We start from the raw sequence: 16,425 nt of genomic DNA, 5'->3' as shown, positions 1-16,425 counted from the left end.
CCCTATCTAGATGGGCACGGGAACGCGCAAGGACCATGCGACAAAAGAAATGTCCGGGGCAACCCACCCCCGCGCGGATCACAGGCCGAGATAGGCGGTGCGCACCTTGGGATCGTTGAGCAGCGCGGCGCCGGAGCCTTCCATCACCACGCGGCCGGTCTCCAGCACATAGCCGCGGTCGGCGATGGCAAGGGCCGCTGAGGCGTTCTGTTCCACCAGCAGCACCGTGATGCCTTCCGCCCGCAGCGCGCGCACGGCGGCGAGGATCTGGTCCACCAGCAGTGGGGCAAGGCCGAGCGATGGCTCGTCCAGCAGCAGCAGCTTGGGGGCGGCCATCAGCGCGCGGCCGATGGCCAGCATCTGCTGCTGGCCGCCGGACAGGCTCATGGCCGCGATCCTGCGCTTCTCCGCCAGCACCGGGAACAGGGCGAAGACGTGATCGAGCCGACCCCGCATCCCCGCATCCTGCCGGCGATAGGCGCCGAGCCGCAGATTGTCCTCCACGCTCAGCGGCCCGAACACCTGCCGGCCTTCCGGCGACTGGGAGATGCCGCGCACCACCCGCTGGTGCGGCTCCAGCCGCTCGATGGCCTCGCCCTGAAACAGGATGCGGCCCGAGCGCGCCGGCTGCACGCCGGAGAGGGTGCGCAGCAGGGTGGTCTTGCCGGCGCCGTTGGAGCCGACGAGGGCGACGATCTCGCCGGCCTTCACCTGAAGCCACACCTCGTGCAGCACATTGATGCGGCCATAGGCAGAGGTGATGGCTTCAACCGTGAGCACGATCGGCCTCCCGCGCGCCGTGGTCGCCGAGATAGGCGGCGATGACCTCTGGGTTCTCGCGCACCGCGCGCGGCGCGCCTTCCGCCAGCGGCCGGCCCTGGGCCAGCACCAGCACGCGGTCGGAAATCTTCATCACCAGCTTCATGTCGTGCTCGATGAGGACCACGCCGACGCCGCTTTTGGCGATGTCGGCGATGAGATGGTCGATGGCTTCCGTCTCCACCGCGTTGCAGCCGGCGGCGGGCTCGTCGAGGAGCAGGACCTTGGGGTTCGCCGCCAGCGCGCGGGCGATCTCCAGCCGCTTCAGCGCGCCATAGGGCAGGGCGCCGGCGGAGGCATCCGCCAGATGGGCAAGCCCCACCCGGCCGAGCAGCGCAAGCGCGTGCTCCCGCGTGACCTTGTTCTGCCGCGCCACCGAGGGCAGGCCGAGCAGGTCGGCGAGGAAGGAGGTGCGCTCGGCGAGGTGGCAGCCCACCATCACGTTCTCGACCGCGGTCATGCGGAAGAACACCTGCAGGTTCTGGAAGGTGCGCGCCATGCCACGGCGCACCAGCAGGTGCGGGGCAAGGCCGGTCATGTCCTCGCCGGCCAGGGTCACTTTGCCCCGCGAGGGGCGGTAGATGCCGGTGACGAGGTTGAACAGGGTGGTCTTGCCCGCCCCGTTCGGCCCGATGATGGAGAACACCTGCCCCGCCTCCACCGTGAACGACACGCCGTCCACCGCCTTGAGGCCGCCGAAGGAGATGCCCATGTCGCGGACTTCGAGGAGGCTCATGGCAGGCGCTCCAGGATATAGGCGCGAATGGACGGCACGATGCCCTGGGGCAGGAAGATCATGAACACCATGATGAGCAGGCCCAGCACCGCCTGCTCGTATTCCTGCAGCGCGGTGAGCATCTGCGGCAGCACCACAAGGAAGGCCGCGCCCACCACGGTGCCGAACACCGAGCCGAGGCCGCCGATGATCACCATGGCCACCAGCTCGATGGAATGGGAGAAGCTGGCCGCCTCCGGCGTGATCAGCCCGTTCATGGCGGCGAGCAGCCCGCCCGCTACCGCCCCGTAGACCGCCGCCACCACGAAGGCGGCAAGCTTCTTGGCGCCCACGTCGATGCCGGTACCGGCGGCGGCCACCTCGCTGTCGTGGAGCGCCCGCAGCGCCCGCCCGGTGGGGCTCGCCGCGATGTTCAGCGCCAGCAGGGCGCCGATCAGCAGTGCGCCGGACGTGACCCAGTACCAGTTCAGCGCCCCGCTCACCCGCCAGCCGAACAAAGACAGGCGCGACACCGCCATGCCGTCCGGCCCGCCGGTGATCTCGGCCTCGCTGTGCAGCACGAGAGCGACGATGACGCCGAAGCCCAGCGTCGCGATGGCGAGGTAATAGCCCTTCAGCTTCAGGATGGGCCGGCCCACCCCATAGGCGATGGCCCCCGCCAGCACGGCGCCGAGCACCAGGCACAGCAGGGGATCGAGCCCCAGCCGCGCCGGCCCGATGGCTACCGCATAGGCGCCGATGCCGACGAAGCCGGCGTGCCCGAGGCTCACCTGTCCCGCATAGCCCATGAGGATGGTGAGGCCGAGGGCGGCCAGCGCGAAGATCCACACCAGCGCCGCGACCCTGAGGTGGAAGGAGGAGGGCGCCAGCAGCGGCACCAGCACCATCAGCGCGGCGAGCACGATGAGTGGGGTGAAGCGGGCGCGCAGCACGCGGGCGAGGGTTGTCTTGGCGCCCATCACACGCGCTCCACGCTGCGGCCACCGAACAGGCCGCGCGGCAGGAAGAACAGCACGAACAGGATCATCAGGAAGGCCACCGCGTCCTTGTAGGTGGAGGAGAGATAGCCGGCGCCGAAGGTCTCCAGCAGGCCGATGAGCAGGCCCCCCACCACCGCGCCCACCGGATTGCCCATGCCGCCCAGCATGGCGGCGGCGAAGCCCTTCAGCGCGAACAGGGTGCCGATGTCGTAGCGCGTCAGGGTGATGGGGGTGGCCACCACCCCGGCCAGCGCGCCGATGGCCGCCGACAGGCCGAAGGCCATGGCGAGGATGAGTGTCACATTGATGCCCACGAGGCGGGCCGCGAGCCGGTTGGCGGCGGTGGCGAGCAGCGCCTTGCCCGACAGCGTGTGTTCGAGGAACAGATAGAGCGCCACCACCAGCCCCAGCGTGGTGCCCAGCACCCACAGGCTCTGCGGCAGCAGGGTGGCGCCACCCACCGGGATGGGGGTGTCGCCCGAGAAGGCGGGCAGGGAATGGAACTGCTTGTCGAACACGATCTGCGCCACCCCCTTGATGAAAATGGAGGCGCCGATGGTGATCATGATCAGCGTCACCGGCGATGCGCCGCGCGCCGGCTCGATGGCGAAGCGGTGGAGCAGCAGCCCCACGCCCACCGATGCCACCACCGCGATGAACGCCGCCACCGGCAATGCGAGGCCGGCCGACATGAGGAACACGGTGGCCATGCCGCCGATCATGACGAAATCGCCCTGGGCGAAGTTGATCACGTCGGAGGCGTTGTAGATGAGGGTGAAGCCGAGGGCGATGAGCGCATAGATGGCGCCCACCGTCAGCCCGGAAAACACCAGCTGGAGAAATTCGGACATGATCTGGCCTGGGCTTTAGCGCCATCGCTCCGGCGGCGCGCGCGGCGCCGCCCTGTTTCGGGGGCAGGTTGAAGCGGCGCCTCAGCGCGTGGGGGCGTCCAGCGTCCAGTCGCCGCCGCGGATCTCCAGCATGCGGAAGGAATCCGTGCCGAGGCCCAGGTGGTCGGTGGGCGAGAAGCTGTAGACGCCGGTCACGCCCACGTAGGACCTGGTGGCTTCCAGCGCGTCGCGGATCTTCTTCGGCTCGGCGGACTTGGCCTTGTCGATGGCCTGCGTCACCAGCTGGATGCCGTCGAAGCCGTAGCCGCCGAAGGTGGAGACGCTCTGGCCCGTGGCCTTCTCGTAGGACGCCTTGTAGCCGGCGACCACCGCCTTCTGCGGGTCCTCGGTGGCGAGCTTGTCGCCCACCAGGATGGCGGGGGCCGGCAGCCGCACGCCTTCCGCCGCGGGGCCCGCCAGCTCGATGAAGCTCTTGGAGGCGACGCCGTGGCTCTGGTAGAGCGGCAGCTTGAGGCCGAGCTGGGCGTAGTTGCGGGTCACGATGGCCGGCCCCTGGCCGAAGCCGGGATTGAGCACCGCCTCGACGCCGGCCGTGTTCTTGATCTTGTTGAGCTGGGGCGTCATGTCGGAATCGGTGGCGCCGTAGGTTTCGTCGGCGAGCACCGTGATGTTATAGCCGCCGATCACCTTCAGGCACTGGTTGCGCATGGACTTGCCGAAGCCGTCCGTACCCGAGATCATGCCGATCTTGGTGATGCCGCGGGCCTTCATGTCCTCGAAGATCTTCTGGCAGGCGGTCTTGTCGGTGTGGGGCGTCTTGAAGACGAAGGGGCGCACCGGCTCGATGATCTCGATGCCGCCGGCCAGCGATACGAAGGGGATGCCGGCCTCCTCGAACACCGGGATCATGGCCATGGTGGCGCCGGTGGAGGTGCCGCCCACCATGGCCACCACCTTGTCGTCCTCCACGAGGCGGGTGGCGAAGGTGCGCGCCTTGTTGGCGTCGCCGCCGTCGTCATAGAGTACCAGCTCCACGGGGCGGCCGAGGAGGCCGCCCTTCTTGTTCAGCTCCTCCACATAGAGCTTCAGGGTTTTGGCCTCGGGGTCGCCGAGGAAGGCGGACGGGCCGGTGGCGGACACGACCGAGCCGATCTTGATGGGGTCTGCCGCCAGGGCGGGCACGGCGGCGAGGGGCGCGAGGGCGAGGCTTGCGAAGGCGAGGGCGGCAGCGCGCAGCACCGGCCGCAGGCGAGCGGTCGTATCCATGAAGCGTTTCTCCAAAAGGTCCGTTTCGGGCCAAGGAGCGGGTTTGCCCGCCTCCAGCCGCCGCGCCATTTGGCCGACGGTAGGGGAACTATATAATTGACCGACCGGATGGTCAATATAATCGGCGACCCCCGGAAACGCTTGATGTGGATCATTGATCGACCAACCGGACAATATTTGTTATCTCCTGTTTATCCGCCCCGGGGCGGATAATGGCGGGCCGCAAGGCAGGCACAGGGACTGACAGGAACCGATGGCTCGGACACGCGCGCAGGACTACGACGCAAAACGGCAGGTGATCCTGCACAAGTCGGCGGAGCTGTTCGCCCAGTTCGGCTATTCCGGCACCTCGATCACCATGATCGCGGAGGCGTGCGGCGCCTCCAAGGCCCTGCTCTATCATTATTATCCGGACAAGGAGGCGGTGCTCTTCGACATCCTCTCCACCCATCTGGAACAGCTCATCCAGGCAGTGGAGACGGCGCTGGAAGCTGCTCCCGAGGGTGATCGCCTCTTCGCCATCGCCTCGGCCCTGCTCGAATCCTATCGCGATGCCGATGCCGAGCATCAGATCCAGATCGCCAATCTCAAGCTGCTGCCGGCCGACAAGCAGGATGCGCTGCGGGCCATGGAGCGCCAGCTCGTGGTGCTCATGTCCGACGCCATCGCGCAGGAAGTGCCTGAGATCGGCCGCGGGCCGCTGTTGAAGCCGGTCACCATGTCTGTCTTCGGCATGCTGAACTGGCACTATCTGTGGTTTCGCGACGGCAAGGGGCTGACCCGCGCCGAATATGCCCGCCTCATCACCAGCCTCATCACTGCCGGCGCGGCGGGGGCGGCGGTGGCCGTTGCAGGTCCCGAGCCCGCCCCTCGTGCGGAGCCGCGCGTGCGGGCGCTCGCGCCGTCCGCCGCGCCGGTTGCGGCCGCGCGACGCCGGGCTCCGGCATCCGCCGCCAAGGCCGGACGCCGCAAGGCTGAATAGGCGGGGTTTCCGCTGCCGCGCATCTCGGGCTATGGAACGGCATGTCGCGCCGCGCCCTCGATCTCATCCTCGACCATGTCCGCGCCGAGCCCTCGCGCACCTGGTCCATCATCGTCACCATCTATGGCGATGCCATCGTGCCGCGCGGCGGTTCGGTGTGGCTTGGCACCCTGCTCGCGTTCTTCAAGGGGCTGGACATCGCCGACGGGGTGGTGCGCACCGCCATGTCGCGCCTCGCCGCCGACGGCTGGCTGACGCGCACGCGCATCGGCCGCAACAGTTTCTACCGCCTCGCCGACAAGGGCCGCGAGACCTTCGCCCGTGCCACCGAGCACATCTACAGCCACCGCCCGCCGGAATGGCGCGGTCATTTCCAGATGCTGCTCATCGAGCCCGCCGCGCGTGAAGGCGCGCGCGCCGCTTTGGACGCGGCCGGCTATGGCGTTCCCCTGCCGGGCGTCTTCATCGCGCCGGCGGGCGCCGAGGTGCCGGAGGAGGCGCTGGGGGCCCTGCGGCTTGAGATTTCGGGCACGCCCGAGGCGCAAAAGGAGCTGGCGGGCCGCGCCTGGCGGTTGGAGGAAACGGCGCAGGCCTACCTGGGCTTCATGGAGGTGTTCGCGCCCCTGCGCGCGGCGCTGGCGGCGGGGGAGGCCCTCACCGATCTTGAGGCCATGGTGGCGCGAGTGCTGCTCATCCATGACTATCGCCGCATCGTGCTGCGCGATCCCATCCTGCCGGCCGCCATCCTGCCTGCGGACTGGCCCGGCCCGGCGGCCCGCGCCCTGTGCGCCGACATCTATGCCCATGTGATCGAGGCATCCGAGCGCTGGCTCGATGACAACGCCGTGGGCGAGGACGGAGAACCGCTGCCGTCCAACGCGAAAATCAGGCGTCGTTTCAAGGACTAAGACCCGTTTTTGCCCCACCGGGGCCACCCGGAACAGACATGATGCGCCGCAACATGTTACGAAAAATGATTGATATAGAATTTTTCGTAATATATAAAACCGACACCCAGGGAGGAGAGCCCATGTACACGCAGGCCCTCAACGCCAATCCGGACGCCGACACCCGTGACCTTGAGGACGCCGCGCAGCTTGCCCGTTTCGAGGCGCGCGTGGCGGACGAGGAGCGGATCGAGCCCAACGACTTCATGCCCGCCGCCTACCGCCGGACGCTAACGCGGCAAGTCTCCCAGCACGCCCATTCCGAGATCATCGGCATGCAGCCGGAGGGGAACTGGATCACCCGCGCGCCCTCGCTGCGGCGCAAGGCGGCGCTGCTCGCCAAGGTGCAGGACGAGTGCGGCCACGGCCTCTATCTCTACGCGGCGGCCGAGACGCTGGGCACCTCCCGCGAGGAACTGGTGGAGCAGTTGCTCTCGGGCAAGGCGAAGTATTCGTCCATCTTCAATTATCCCACCCTCACCTGGGCGGACATGGGCGCCATCGGCTGGCTGGTGGACGGGGCGGCGATCATGAACCAGATCCCGCTCTGCCGCTGCTCCTACGGCCCCTATGCGCGGGCCATGATCCGGGTGTGCAAGGAGGAATCCTTTCACCAGCGCCAGGGCTACGAGATCATGCTCACCCTCGCGCGCGGCACGGCCGAGCAGAAGGAGATGGCGCAGGACGCGCTGAACCGCTGGTGGTGGCCGAGCCTGATGATGTTCGGCCCGCCGGATGCGGCCTCCAGCCATTCCGACAGCTCCATGCGCTGGAAGATCAAGCGCTTCTCCAATGATGAGTTGCGCCAGAAGTTCGTGGATGCCACCGTGCCGCAGGCCCATTTCATCGGCCTGACCTTGCCCGATCCCGACCTCACCTTCGACGAAGCCACCGGCCACTGGCGCTACGGCACCATCGACTGGGAAGAATTCAGGCAGGTCATCGCCGGCAACGGGCCCTGCAACCGCGACCGCATGGCCACCCGCCGCAAGGCTCACGAGGACGGCGCCTGGGTGCGCGAGGCCGCCCGCGCCTTCGCCGAGAAGCGCGCCGCCGCCAAGACCGCCGAAGCGGCCTGAGCCAACAGTCAAGAACCGAGGAGACGCACCATGGCCGACGCCGCAACGCCCTTGTGGGAAGTGTTCATCCGCAGCCGCAACGGGCTGGCGCACAAGCACGCCGGATCGCTCCACGCCGCCGACGCCACGCTGGCGCTCCAGGCCGCGCGCGACCTTTACACCCGGCGCGGGGAAGGACTGTCCCTGTGGGTGGTGCCCTCCAGCGCCATCACCGCGTCGGATCCGGCGGACAAGGGCATGATGTTCGAGCCCACCGCCTCGAAGATCTATCGCCACCCCACCTTCTACGAAGTGCCGGAAGAAGTCGGGCATATGTGACCGGGGCGGTCCGCCCCCAACCGCTAACAAGACTGCCCGCAAGGCGGGCCGAGGCGAGGAACCCCACATGGCCACCACCTCCATCACCGTGCGCGAGACGCCGCTGGTGCGCTACCTGCTGCGCCGGGCCGACGATGCGCTCATCCTGGGCCATCGCCTGTCGCAATGGTGCGGCCATGCGCCCACCATGGAAGAAGAGATGGCGCTGGCCAACATGGGCCTCGACCTCCTCGGCCAGGCGCGCTCGCTCTATACTTATGCTGCCGAGGTGGAAGGCCAGGGCCGCACCGAGGATGACTTCGCCTATCTGCGCGGCGAACGGTCCTACGGCAACCTGCTGCTGGTGGAACAGCCCAACGGCGACTTCGCCCAGACCATGGCGCGGCAGCTCTTCTATTCGGCCTTCATCGATCCCTATTGGCGGGCGCTGATGGCCTCGCCCGACGCGACCCTTTCCGCCATCGCCGCCAAGGCGGAGAAGGAAAGCGCCTATCATGTGCGCCATTGCGCGGAATGGCTGATCCGCCTCGGCGACGGGACGGCGGAAAGCCATGCCCGCGCCCAGGCGGCGGTGGATGGCCTGTGGGCCTTCACCGGCGAACTGTTCGTGGATGCGGGCGAAGCCGGCCTCATCGCCGATGGCATCGTCCCGGACCCGGACAGCCTGCGCTCGGCGTGGACGACCACCGTGACCGCCGTGCTCGCGCAGGCGACCTTGAAGCTGCCGCAGGTCGGCTGGATGCAGAAGGGCGGGCGCGACGGCTGCCATTCTGAGCATCTGGGGCCACTGCTCACCGAGCTGCAATATCTCCAGCGCACCTTCCCGGGAGCTTCCTGGTGACCGGCGCGGCGCTGGCGGATCCGGCGGCGCTGCGCGAAAAGGTGTGGCGCGTGGCGGGGGCGGTCACGGACCCGGAAATCCCGGTGCTCTCCATCGCCGACCTCGGCGTGCTCAGGGAGGTGCGTGTCGCTGACGGGCGGGTGGAGGTGCTGATCACGCCCACCTATTCGGGCTGCCCGGCCATGACCATGATCGCCCTCGAGATCGAGCTGGCGCTGGACAAGGCTGGTCTCGGACCGGCAGTGGTGAAGACCGTGCTGGCGCCGGCCTGGACCACCGATTTCATGAGCGAGGACGGCCGGCGCAAGCTGAAGGCCTACGGCATCGCCCCGCCGGCGAAAGCCGCCGGGCGCCGGGCGCTGTTCGGGGTCGAGGTGGTGGAATGCCCGCAATGCGGCTCCTCCGACACGGCGGAGATCGCGCCGTTCGGCTCCACCTCCTGCAAGTCCCTGTGGCAGTGCAAGGCCTGCCGCGAGCCGTTCGATTATTTCAAATGCCACTGACGAAAACGCATTCTCTCTCATTGAGTTAGAGGGCGATTCACCGATCAGATTGGTTCAATCTGATCGGATCGCGCTCTAGCCAACGCCGAAGCAAGAACCTTCGGCAAACGCCAAAGGACCTGCCATGCCGACCGCCATCGAAATCAATGCCGCTTCCGGCGGGAGCCCCGCCGTGGCCAGCTCCGCCCCGAAGGGTTCGGGCACGCCGAAGTTCCATCGCCTCGCCGTGCGCGAGGTGCGCCGCGAGAGCGCCGATGCGGTCTCCCTCACCTTCGAGGTGCCGGCGCCGCTTGCCGCCGATTTCGCCTTCGCCCCCGGCCAGTATCTGACGCTTAAGGCGACGCTGGAGGGGGAGGAGATCCGCCGGTCCTATTCCATCTGCTCCGGGCCGGACGACGGCGAGATGCGCATCGCGGTGAAACAGGTGGAGGGCGGCGTCTTCTCCACCTTCATCAACGAAAGCCTGAAGGCCGGCGACCATCTGGACGTGATGACCCCCACCGGCCGCTTCGGGCTGGAGCACGCGCGGGGCAATGCGCGCATCCATGTGGCGTTCGCGGCGGGTTCGGGCATCACGCCGGTGCTCTCCATCGCCCGCGGCGTGCTGGCGCGGGAGCCCGACAGCCGTTTCTTCCTGTTCTACGGCAACCGCTCCACCGACAACATCCTGTTCCGCACCGAGCTGGAGGAGCTGAAGGACCGCTTCCTCGGCCGCCTCTCGGTGTTCCATGTGCTGTCGCGGGAGCAGCAGGACCTTGCCATTCTCAACGGCCATCTGGACGGGGAGAAGGTGCGCCTGCTGCTCACCGCCATGGTGCCGGCGGCGGCGGTGGACCATGCCTTCGTCTGTGGCCCCACCGCCATGATCGACGAGCTGGAGACGACGCTCAGCGACCTCGGCCTGCCGAAGGACAAGGTGCATGTGGAGCGCTTCGTCTCGGCGCTGGGTGGCAAGCCGCGCCCGAGGCCCGTGATGGCGCCTGATGCGGCGCCGGCCCATGTGGCCTCCCTCATCGTGGACGGCAAGCGCCGCGACGTGCCGGTGGCGCAGGGCGAGGCCATCCTCGACGCGGCGCTGCGGGCCGGAATGGACCTGCCCTTCGCCTGCAAGGGCGGCATGTGCTCCACCTGCCGCGCCAAGGTGGTGGAAGGCTCCACCGAGATGGAGGTGAACTATTCGCTGGAGCCGTGGGAGCTGGAGGCGGGCTTCATCCTCACCTGCCAGGCGCGGCCCACCAGCGCGCGGGTGGTGGTGGATTTCGACCAGGTTTGAACGAGGTGTGAGAGCGCCGCGTCCATCGTGGCGCTGCTCCATCGCTACGAAAGAAAAGGCCCGGCTTGCGCCGGGCCTTTTCAGTTGGGGGTGACGGCGGGCGTACCCGCCGTCGGGAGGATGGGAACGCTCACCCCTTGGGGCGGCGGTCGATGATGCGCTTGGCCTTGCCGGTAGCGGTGCGCTCGATGCCGCCGGGGGCGTGCAGCTCGATGCGGGTGGTGATGCCGACCGTATCCTTGATGCGGGCGAGGATGTGTGCCGCGCAGGCTTCGATGTCGGTGCTGCCATGGGCCTCCTCGCGGATCTCCGCATGCACGGTCATCTCGTCCATGCGGCCCTCGCGGGTCAGTTCCAGCTGGTAGTGGCCCGAGCAGGTCTCGATGGAGAGCAGGATCTCCTCGATCTGGGTGGGGAACACGTTCACGCCGCGCAGGATGATCATGTCGTCCGAGCGCCCGGTGACCTTCTCCATGCGCCGCATGCCGGGTCGCGCGGTGCCGGGCAGGAGGCGGGTCAAGTCGCGGGTGCGGTAGCGGATGATGGGGAACGCCTCCTTGGTGAGGGAGGTGAACACCAGCTCGCCCTTTTCCCCGTCCGGCAGCACCTCGCCGGTGATGGGGTCGATCACCTCCGGCAGGAAGTGGTCTTCCCAGATGTGCAGGCCGTCCTTGGTCTCCACGCATTCCTGCGCCACGCCGGGGCCGATGACCTCGGAGAGGCCGTAGATGTCGGTGGCGTCGATGGCGAAGTCGCGCTCGATCTCCTCGCGCATGGCATTGGTCCAGGGCTCGGCGCCGAAGATGCCGTACTTGAGCGAGGAAGCGCGCGGGTCCAGCCCCGCCTTGGCGAAGCCGTCCAGCAGCGCCAGCATGTAGCTGGGCGTCACCATGATGGCGTCGGGCTTGAAGTCGTGGATGAGCTGCACCTGGCGCTCGGTCATGCCGCCTGACATGGGCACCACGGTGCAGCCGAGGCGCTCCACGCCGTAATGGGCGCCGAGGCCGCCGGTGAACAGGCCGTAGCCATAGGCCACATGCACCATCATGCCCGGCCGCACCCCGGCCGCGCGGATGGAACGGGCCATCACGTCGGCCCACATGTCGATGTCGGCGCGGGTATAGCCCACCACGATGGGCTTGCCGGTGGTTCCCGAGGAGCCGTGCACGCGCAGCAGCTTCTCCCGCGGCACCGCGAACAGGCCGAAGGGGTAATTGTCCCGCAGGTCGGTCTTCACCGTGAAGGGGAACTTGGCGAGGTCGGACAATTCGCGCAGGTCGGAGGGGTGGACGCCCGCCTCGTCGAATTTCTTGCGGTAGAACGGCACGTTCTCATAGGCGTGGCGCAGCGACCAGGCGAGGCGCTCGCGCTGGAGGGACGCGATTTCATCCCGCGATGCCCGTTCCGCTGCATCGAGGCCGGCCTCGAAGGTCCGGCCAAAGGAAACTGCCGGCAGAGCCATGTTCATCGTCTCCTCCACTCAAGCTGTGGTCGTGTGGTCGCGGCTCTCCGGCGCGCTTGGGGACGGGGCGATCAACGCCCCGCCGATGGTGCGAGAATGCCCGCGAAACTGCGCGATCACCACGCCGTCCTCGCTCACCTCCACGTCGTAGATGCCCGAGCGTCCGCTGCGGGCAATCTCCCGCGCCGTGGCGAGGAGGGTCTTGCCGCGGGTGCCGGGGCGCAGGTAGGTGACCGCGCAATGGGCGGCCACCGTGCGCTCGTCATAGGAGTTGCAGGCGAACGCGAAGGCGCTGTCGGCAAGGGCGAAGATGAAGCCGCCATGGGCCATGCCGAAGCCGTTGCACATGCGCTCGGTGAGCGTCATGGCCAGCGTCGCCGTGCCGGGGCCGACCGCGATGATCTCCATGCCGAGGCCCTGGCTCGCATGGTCGGTGGCCCACATGGCGTCGGCGCTGAGGCGCGCGGTCTCCTGCGGCGTGCGCTGCGGGACGGGGTGAGGGGCGTGGGCAGTCATCCGCGTCGCCCCGAGAAGCGGGCCGGGCGCTTTTCCATGAAGGCGGCGACGCCTTCGCGATAGTCGGGGGTGCGCCCGGCCTCGCGCTGGAGGTCGCGCTCCAGGTCGAGCTGGGCGTCGAGGTCCTGCCCGGCGGAGGCGTTGAGCGCCTGCTTGGTGAGGGCGAGGCCCTGCGTCGGCTGGCTGGCGAGATGGGCCGTGAGGGCGCGTGCCTCGTCCATCAGCGCGGCGTCGTCCACCGCCTTCCAGATCAGGCCCCAGCTTTCGGCCTGCTCCGCGCTCACCGGCTCGGCGAGCAGCATGAGGGCGCGGGCGCGGGCATCGCCGATGAGGCGGGGCAGGAAGAAGGTGCCTCCGGAATCCGGCACGAGGCCGATCTTGGCGAAGGCCTGGATGAATTTCGCCGACCGCGCTGCCAAAACGATGTCGCAGGCAAAGGCGATGTTGGCGCCGGCCCCCGCCGCCACCCCGTTCACCGCGCACACCACCGGCTTGCGCAGGGCGCGGATGCGCCGGATGAGGGGATTGTAGAAGGCCTCGATGGTGGCGCCGAGATCGAGCGGGCCCTCCGCCTTCGCCCGGTCGCCGAGGTCCTGCCCGGCGCAGAACCCGCGCCCGGCCCCGGTGAGCAGCACCGCCCGGCAGGCGTCGTCCGCCGCCGCGTCGAGGGCTGCCGCGAGCGCGCGATGCAGCTCCTCGGTGAAGGCATTGAGGCGCTCGGGGCGGTTGAGGGTGAGTTCCACCCAGCCCTCGTGCTGCGCCACGAGCAGCACCGGCGGCACGGCGGCCGGGTCGCTCGTCAAGGTGTCCGCTTGGAGTGCGACCACTTCATCCTCCCAGATCCGGGCTCTCGCGAGCCTCTTGAATTAACCGATCGATCGGTTAATCTTTAGCGCAAGGGGCAGGCTTGTCAACAGGACGATGCCCCGTGCGGGGAGGGGACGCCGGCCGGTCGCGGCGATCGGGCGGCAGGTTCCCTCGCAAACCAGAACAGCGCCTCGTCCGGTAGGGCGAGGCTTCAGGGAGAAGGCCATGGATGATCTGTTCCAGGCGCATGCCGCGCTGCTGGAGAAGGCCGTTGCGGCGTCGCGCGAGCGCGGCTTCTGGGCGGCGTTTCCGGAAAATCCCAAGGCCTATCCCGAAGGCGCTGCGAGCGCGGGCAAGGCGGCCTTCGCGGCCCTGAAGGGCCGCCCGTTCGATCTCGGCGGAGCAAAAGAGGCGGAGGAGGAGGGCGCGCGCATCGGCGCCGAGGTCTCGCCCTTTGGGCCGGCGCTGGGCATCACCTATGCGGCCCGCGACGTTGCCACGCTGGTGGCCAATGCGGAACGCTCCACGGAGGCCTGGGGGCAGGCCTCCGTGGAACAGCGGGTGGGCGTGGCGCTGGAAATCCTCGCGCGCCTCAATGCCGAAAGCTTCCTCATCGCCGAGGCGGTGGAGCACACCACCGGGCAGGCCGGCCCCATGGCCTTCCAGGCCGGCGGCCCCCATGCGCAGGACCGGGGTCTTGAAGCCGTCGCCTATGCCTATGCCGAGATGGCGCGGGTGCCCGGCGCGGTGCGCTGGGAGAAGCCCATGGGGCGCTCCTCCATCCGCCTCGACAAGGCGTTCCATGTGGTGCCGCGGGGCATCGGCCTCGTCATCGGCTGCGCCACCTTTCCCACCTGGAACAGCTATCCGGCCCTGTTCGCCGATCTCGTCACCGGCAACGCGGTGATCGTGAAGCCGCACCCCGCCGCCATCCTGCCGCTGGCGCTGACCGTGAAGATCGGCCGCGCGGTGCTGGCGGAGCAGGGCTTCGACCCGGACGTGCTCCAACTCGCCCCCGACACGGCCGAGGCGCCGCTGGCCAAGGATCTGGCGACCCATCCCGCCATCGGCATGGTGGATTTCACCGGCTCGTCGGCGTTCGGCGGCTGGTTGCGCGAGACCCTGCGGGACAAGCTGGTGTTTACCGAGGAGGCGGGGGTGAACACCATCGTCATCGCTTCCACCGGCGCGTTCGCGGCCATGTGCGCCAACATCGCCTTCTCGCTCTCCCTCTACAGCGGGCAGATGTGCACCGCGCCGCAGACCATCTTCGTTCCGGCGGCGGGCATCGCCACGGACGAAGGGCACAAGAGCTTCGATGAGGTGGCATCCGGCATCGGCGGCGCCATCGACGCGCTGCTGTCGGATCCCGCCCGTGCGGCGGCGGTGCTGGGCGCCATCCAGAATCCGGCGACCCTCACACGCATCGAAGAGGCGCGCGGCTTCGGCCGCATCGTGCGCGACAGCGCGGCGCTTCAGGTGGAAGGCGCTCGCACCGCTACGCCGCTGCTGCTGGCCGTGGAGGCGGGCGACGAGGCGGCCTGGCTGGAGGAGCGTTTCGGCCCCATCGCCTTCGTGGTCGCGGTAAGCGATGCGCAGGACGGCATCGCCCGCGCCACCCGCGCCGCCCGGCAGAAGGGCGCCATCACCGCCGCCCTCTACAGCACCGACGAGGCGGAGATCGCCTCCGCCATCCCCGCCTATGCCAAGGCGGGCGTGGCGCTTTCGGTGAACCTCACCGGCGGCATCTATGTGAACCAGAGCGCCGCCTTCAGCGACTACCACGTCTCCGGCGCCAACCCCGCCGGCAACGCCTGCATGACGGATTCCGCCTTCGTGGCGAGCCGCTTCCGCGTGGTGTGCGTGCGCCGCCCGGCCGCCGCCTGAACCCTGGCATCAGGAGAACAACAATGGCGCACGCCTTTATCTGCGATTTCGCGCGCACCCCCATCGGCCGCTATGCCGGCGCTTTGAGGGATGTGCGCGCCGACGACCTCGCCGCCCATCCCATTCGCGTCCTCAAGGAGCGCAACCCGGGCGTCGACTGGGATGCGGTGGACGACGTCATCCTTGGCTGCGCCAACCAGGCGGGGGAGGACAATCGCGATGTCGCCCGCATGGCGGCGCTTTTGGCCGGCCTGCCGGTGAGCGCGCCCGGCACCACCGTGAACCGGCTGTGCGGCTCTGGCCTCGACGCCGTGGGCATCGGCGCCCGCGCCATCATGACCGGGGACGCCGACCTCATCATTGCCGGCGGGGTGGAGAGCATGACCCGTGCGCCGCTGGTCATGGGCAAGGCGCAGGAGGCGTTTTCCCGGCAGGCGGAGGTGTTCGACACCACCATCGGCTGGCGCTTCGTGAACCCGCTGATGAAGGCGCAGTACGGCGTCGATTCCATGCCGGAGACCGGCGAGAACGTGGCCGAGGACTTCCAGGTCTCGCGCGCCGACCAGGACCTCTTCGCCTGGCGCTCCCAGCAGCGGGTGAAGGTGGCGCAGGATGCCGGCTTCTTCGCCCGCGAGATCGCGCCCATCGAGGTCAGGGCCAAGAAGGGCGCCGTGCTCCGCGTGGAAGCGGACGAGCACCCGCGCGCCGAGACCACGCTGGAACAGCTCGCCGGCCTCAAGACGCCGTTCCGCAAGACGGGTGGCACGGTGACGGCCGGCAACGCCTCCGGCGTCAACGACGGGGCAGGGGCGCTCATCCTCGCTTCCGAAGCGGCGGCGAAGAAGTATGGCCTCACGCCCCGCGCCCGCGTGGTGTCGGTGGTGCAGGCGGGGGTGCCGCCGCGCATCATGGGCATCGGCCCGGCGCCGGCCACGCGCAAGCTTTTGGAGAAGAACGGCCTTTCGCTGGCCGACATCGACCTCATTGAGCTGAACGAGGCCTTCGCCGCCCAGGCCCTCGCGGTGCTGCGCCAGCTCGGCCTGCCCGACGATGCGGAGCATGTGAACCCGCACGGCGGTGCCATAGCGCTTGGGCATCCTCTTGGGATGTCGGGTGCGCGGCTTGCGATGACGGCGGTGAGCGCGCTGGAGGTGCGCG

17 protein-coding genes are annotated in these 16,425 nt (G+C 68.7%); 9 read left to right on the top strand and 8 right to left on the bottom strand.

All coding sequences use genetic code 11. The annotated features are described in order from the left end of the window. Window positions 1-78: 78 nt before the first annotated feature. From FZ033_RS23600 to FZ033_RS23580, 5 genes are all read right to left on the bottom strand, one after another. On the bottom strand, window positions 79-780 hold the full coding sequence (locus FZ033_RS23600) for an ABC transporter ATP-binding protein (RefSeq protein ID WP_149578508.1): 702 nt from the start codon (window positions 778-780) through the stop codon (window positions 79-81). Further along, complete coding sequence (locus FZ033_RS23595; protein WP_149578507.1) at window positions 767-1,555, bottom strand: ABC transporter ATP-binding protein; 789 nt, start codon at window positions 1,553-1,555, stop codon at window positions 767-769. The genes FZ033_RS23600 and FZ033_RS23595 overlap by 14 nt, the downstream gene beginning before the upstream one ends. Beyond that, window positions 1,552-2,514: a branched-chain amino acid ABC transporter permease gene (locus FZ033_RS23590; protein WP_149578506.1), complete on the bottom strand. Its 963-nt coding sequence runs from the start codon at window positions 2,512-2,514 to the stop codon at window positions 1,552-1,554. Before FZ033_RS23590 ends, FZ033_RS23595 begins: the two co-directional genes overlap by 4 nt. Further along, window positions 2,514-3,386 (bottom strand): branched-chain amino acid ABC transporter permease, encoded by an 873-nt coding sequence (locus FZ033_RS23585; RefSeq protein ID WP_149578505.1) that lies wholly within the window; start codon window positions 3,384-3,386, stop codon window positions 2,514-2,516. Before FZ033_RS23585 ends, FZ033_RS23590 begins: the two co-directional genes overlap by 1 nt. 81 nt (window positions 3,387-3,467) lie before the next feature. After that, a complete protein-coding gene (locus FZ033_RS23580) occupies window positions 3,468-4,652 on the bottom strand; it encodes an ABC transporter substrate-binding protein (RefSeq protein ID WP_149578504.1) in 1,185 nt (394 codons plus the stop codon). Between the two features lie 253 nt (window positions 4,653-4,905). Here FZ033_RS23580 and FZ033_RS23575 point away from each other — a divergent pair, with 253 nt between their 5' ends. From FZ033_RS23575 to paaE, 7 genes are all read left to right on the top strand, one after another. Further along, window positions 4,906-5,634, top strand: coding sequence for a TetR/AcrR family transcriptional regulator (locus FZ033_RS23575; RefSeq protein WP_149578503.1), 729 nt, complete (start codon window positions 4,906-4,908; stop codon window positions 5,632-5,634). Window positions 5,635-5,675: 41 nt separating this feature from the next. Then, the gene (paaX, locus tag FZ033_RS23570; RefSeq protein ID WP_149578502.1) at window positions 5,676-6,542 is read left to right on the top strand and encodes a phenylacetic acid degradation operon negative regulatory protein PaaX; all 867 of its coding nucleotides are present in this window, start codon (window positions 5,676-5,678) and stop codon (window positions 6,540-6,542) included. Window positions 6,543-6,664: 122 nt separating this feature from the next. Continuing rightward, window positions 6,665-7,660, top strand: a complete 996-nt coding sequence (gene paaA / locus FZ033_RS23565) for a 1,2-phenylacetyl-CoA epoxidase subunit PaaA (RefSeq protein WP_149578501.1) — start codon at window positions 6,665-6,667, stop codon at window positions 7,658-7,660. 30 nt (window positions 7,661-7,690) lie between these two features. Continuing rightward, complete coding sequence (paaB, locus tag FZ033_RS23560; protein ID WP_149578500.1) at window positions 7,691-7,978, top strand: 1,2-phenylacetyl-CoA epoxidase subunit PaaB; 288 nt, start codon at window positions 7,691-7,693, stop codon at window positions 7,976-7,978. Between the two features lie 67 nt (window positions 7,979-8,045). Continuing rightward, window positions 8,046-8,819: a 1,2-phenylacetyl-CoA epoxidase subunit PaaC gene (gene paaC / locus FZ033_RS23555; protein WP_149578499.1), complete on the top strand. Its 774-nt coding sequence runs from the start codon at window positions 8,046-8,048 to the stop codon at window positions 8,817-8,819. Continuing rightward, entirely contained in the window at window positions 8,813-9,322 is a 510-nt protein-coding gene (gene paaD / locus FZ033_RS23550; RefSeq protein ID WP_188079663.1) for a 1,2-phenylacetyl-CoA epoxidase subunit PaaD, read from the top strand. The genes paaC and paaD overlap by 7 nt, the downstream gene beginning before the upstream one ends. A gap of 124 nt (window positions 9,323-9,446) precedes the next feature. After that, on the top strand, window positions 9,447-10,595 hold the full coding sequence (gene paaE / locus FZ033_RS23545; RefSeq protein ID WP_232847634.1) for a 1,2-phenylacetyl-CoA epoxidase subunit PaaE: 1,149 nt from the start codon (window positions 9,447-9,449) through the stop codon (window positions 10,593-10,595). A 130-nt stretch (window positions 10,596-10,725) separates the two neighbouring features. On the opposite strand, the gene paaK is transcribed toward paaE, so the two are convergent. From paaK to paaG, 3 genes are read right to left on the bottom strand one after another with little or no spacing between them, the layout of a single operon-like run. Further along, window positions 10,726-12,063, bottom strand: a complete 1,338-nt coding sequence (paaK, locus tag FZ033_RS23540; RefSeq protein WP_408068509.1) for a phenylacetate--CoA ligase PaaK — start codon at window positions 12,061-12,063, stop codon at window positions 10,726-10,728. A 12-nt stretch (window positions 12,064-12,075) separates the two neighbouring features. After that, a complete protein-coding gene (gene paaI, locus FZ033_RS23535) occupies window positions 12,076-12,573 on the bottom strand; it encodes a hydroxyphenylacetyl-CoA thioesterase PaaI (RefSeq protein ID WP_149578496.1) in 498 nt (165 codons plus the stop codon). Next, window positions 12,570-13,355: a 2-(1,2-epoxy-1,2-dihydrophenyl)acetyl-CoA isomerase PaaG gene (paaG, locus tag FZ033_RS23530; protein ID WP_149578518.1), complete on the bottom strand. Its 786-nt coding sequence runs from the start codon at window positions 13,353-13,355 to the stop codon at window positions 12,570-12,572. The genes paaI and paaG overlap by 4 nt, the downstream gene beginning before the upstream one ends. A gap of 250 nt (window positions 13,356-13,605) precedes the next feature. Here paaG and paaN point away from each other — a divergent pair, with 250 nt between their 5' ends. Continuing rightward, a complete protein-coding gene (gene paaN / locus FZ033_RS23525; RefSeq protein WP_149578495.1) occupies window positions 13,606-15,267 on the top strand; it encodes a phenylacetic acid degradation protein PaaN in 1,662 nt (553 codons plus the stop codon). 23 nt (window positions 15,268-15,290) lie between these two features. Then, the coding region (gene pcaF / locus FZ033_RS23520) for a 3-oxoadipyl-CoA thiolase (protein WP_149578494.1) at window positions 15,291-16,425 on the top strand (1,135 nt) is incomplete at its 3' end.

The organism is Xanthobacter oligotrophicus (assembly GCF_008364685.1).
GTDB classification, from domain to species: domain Bacteria; phylum Pseudomonadota; class Alphaproteobacteria; order Rhizobiales; family Xanthobacteraceae; genus Xanthobacter; species Xanthobacter oligotrophicus.
The sequence above is the reverse complement of the archived record's forward strand: the minus strand, read 5'-3'. Positions and strand labels throughout refer to the sequence as shown.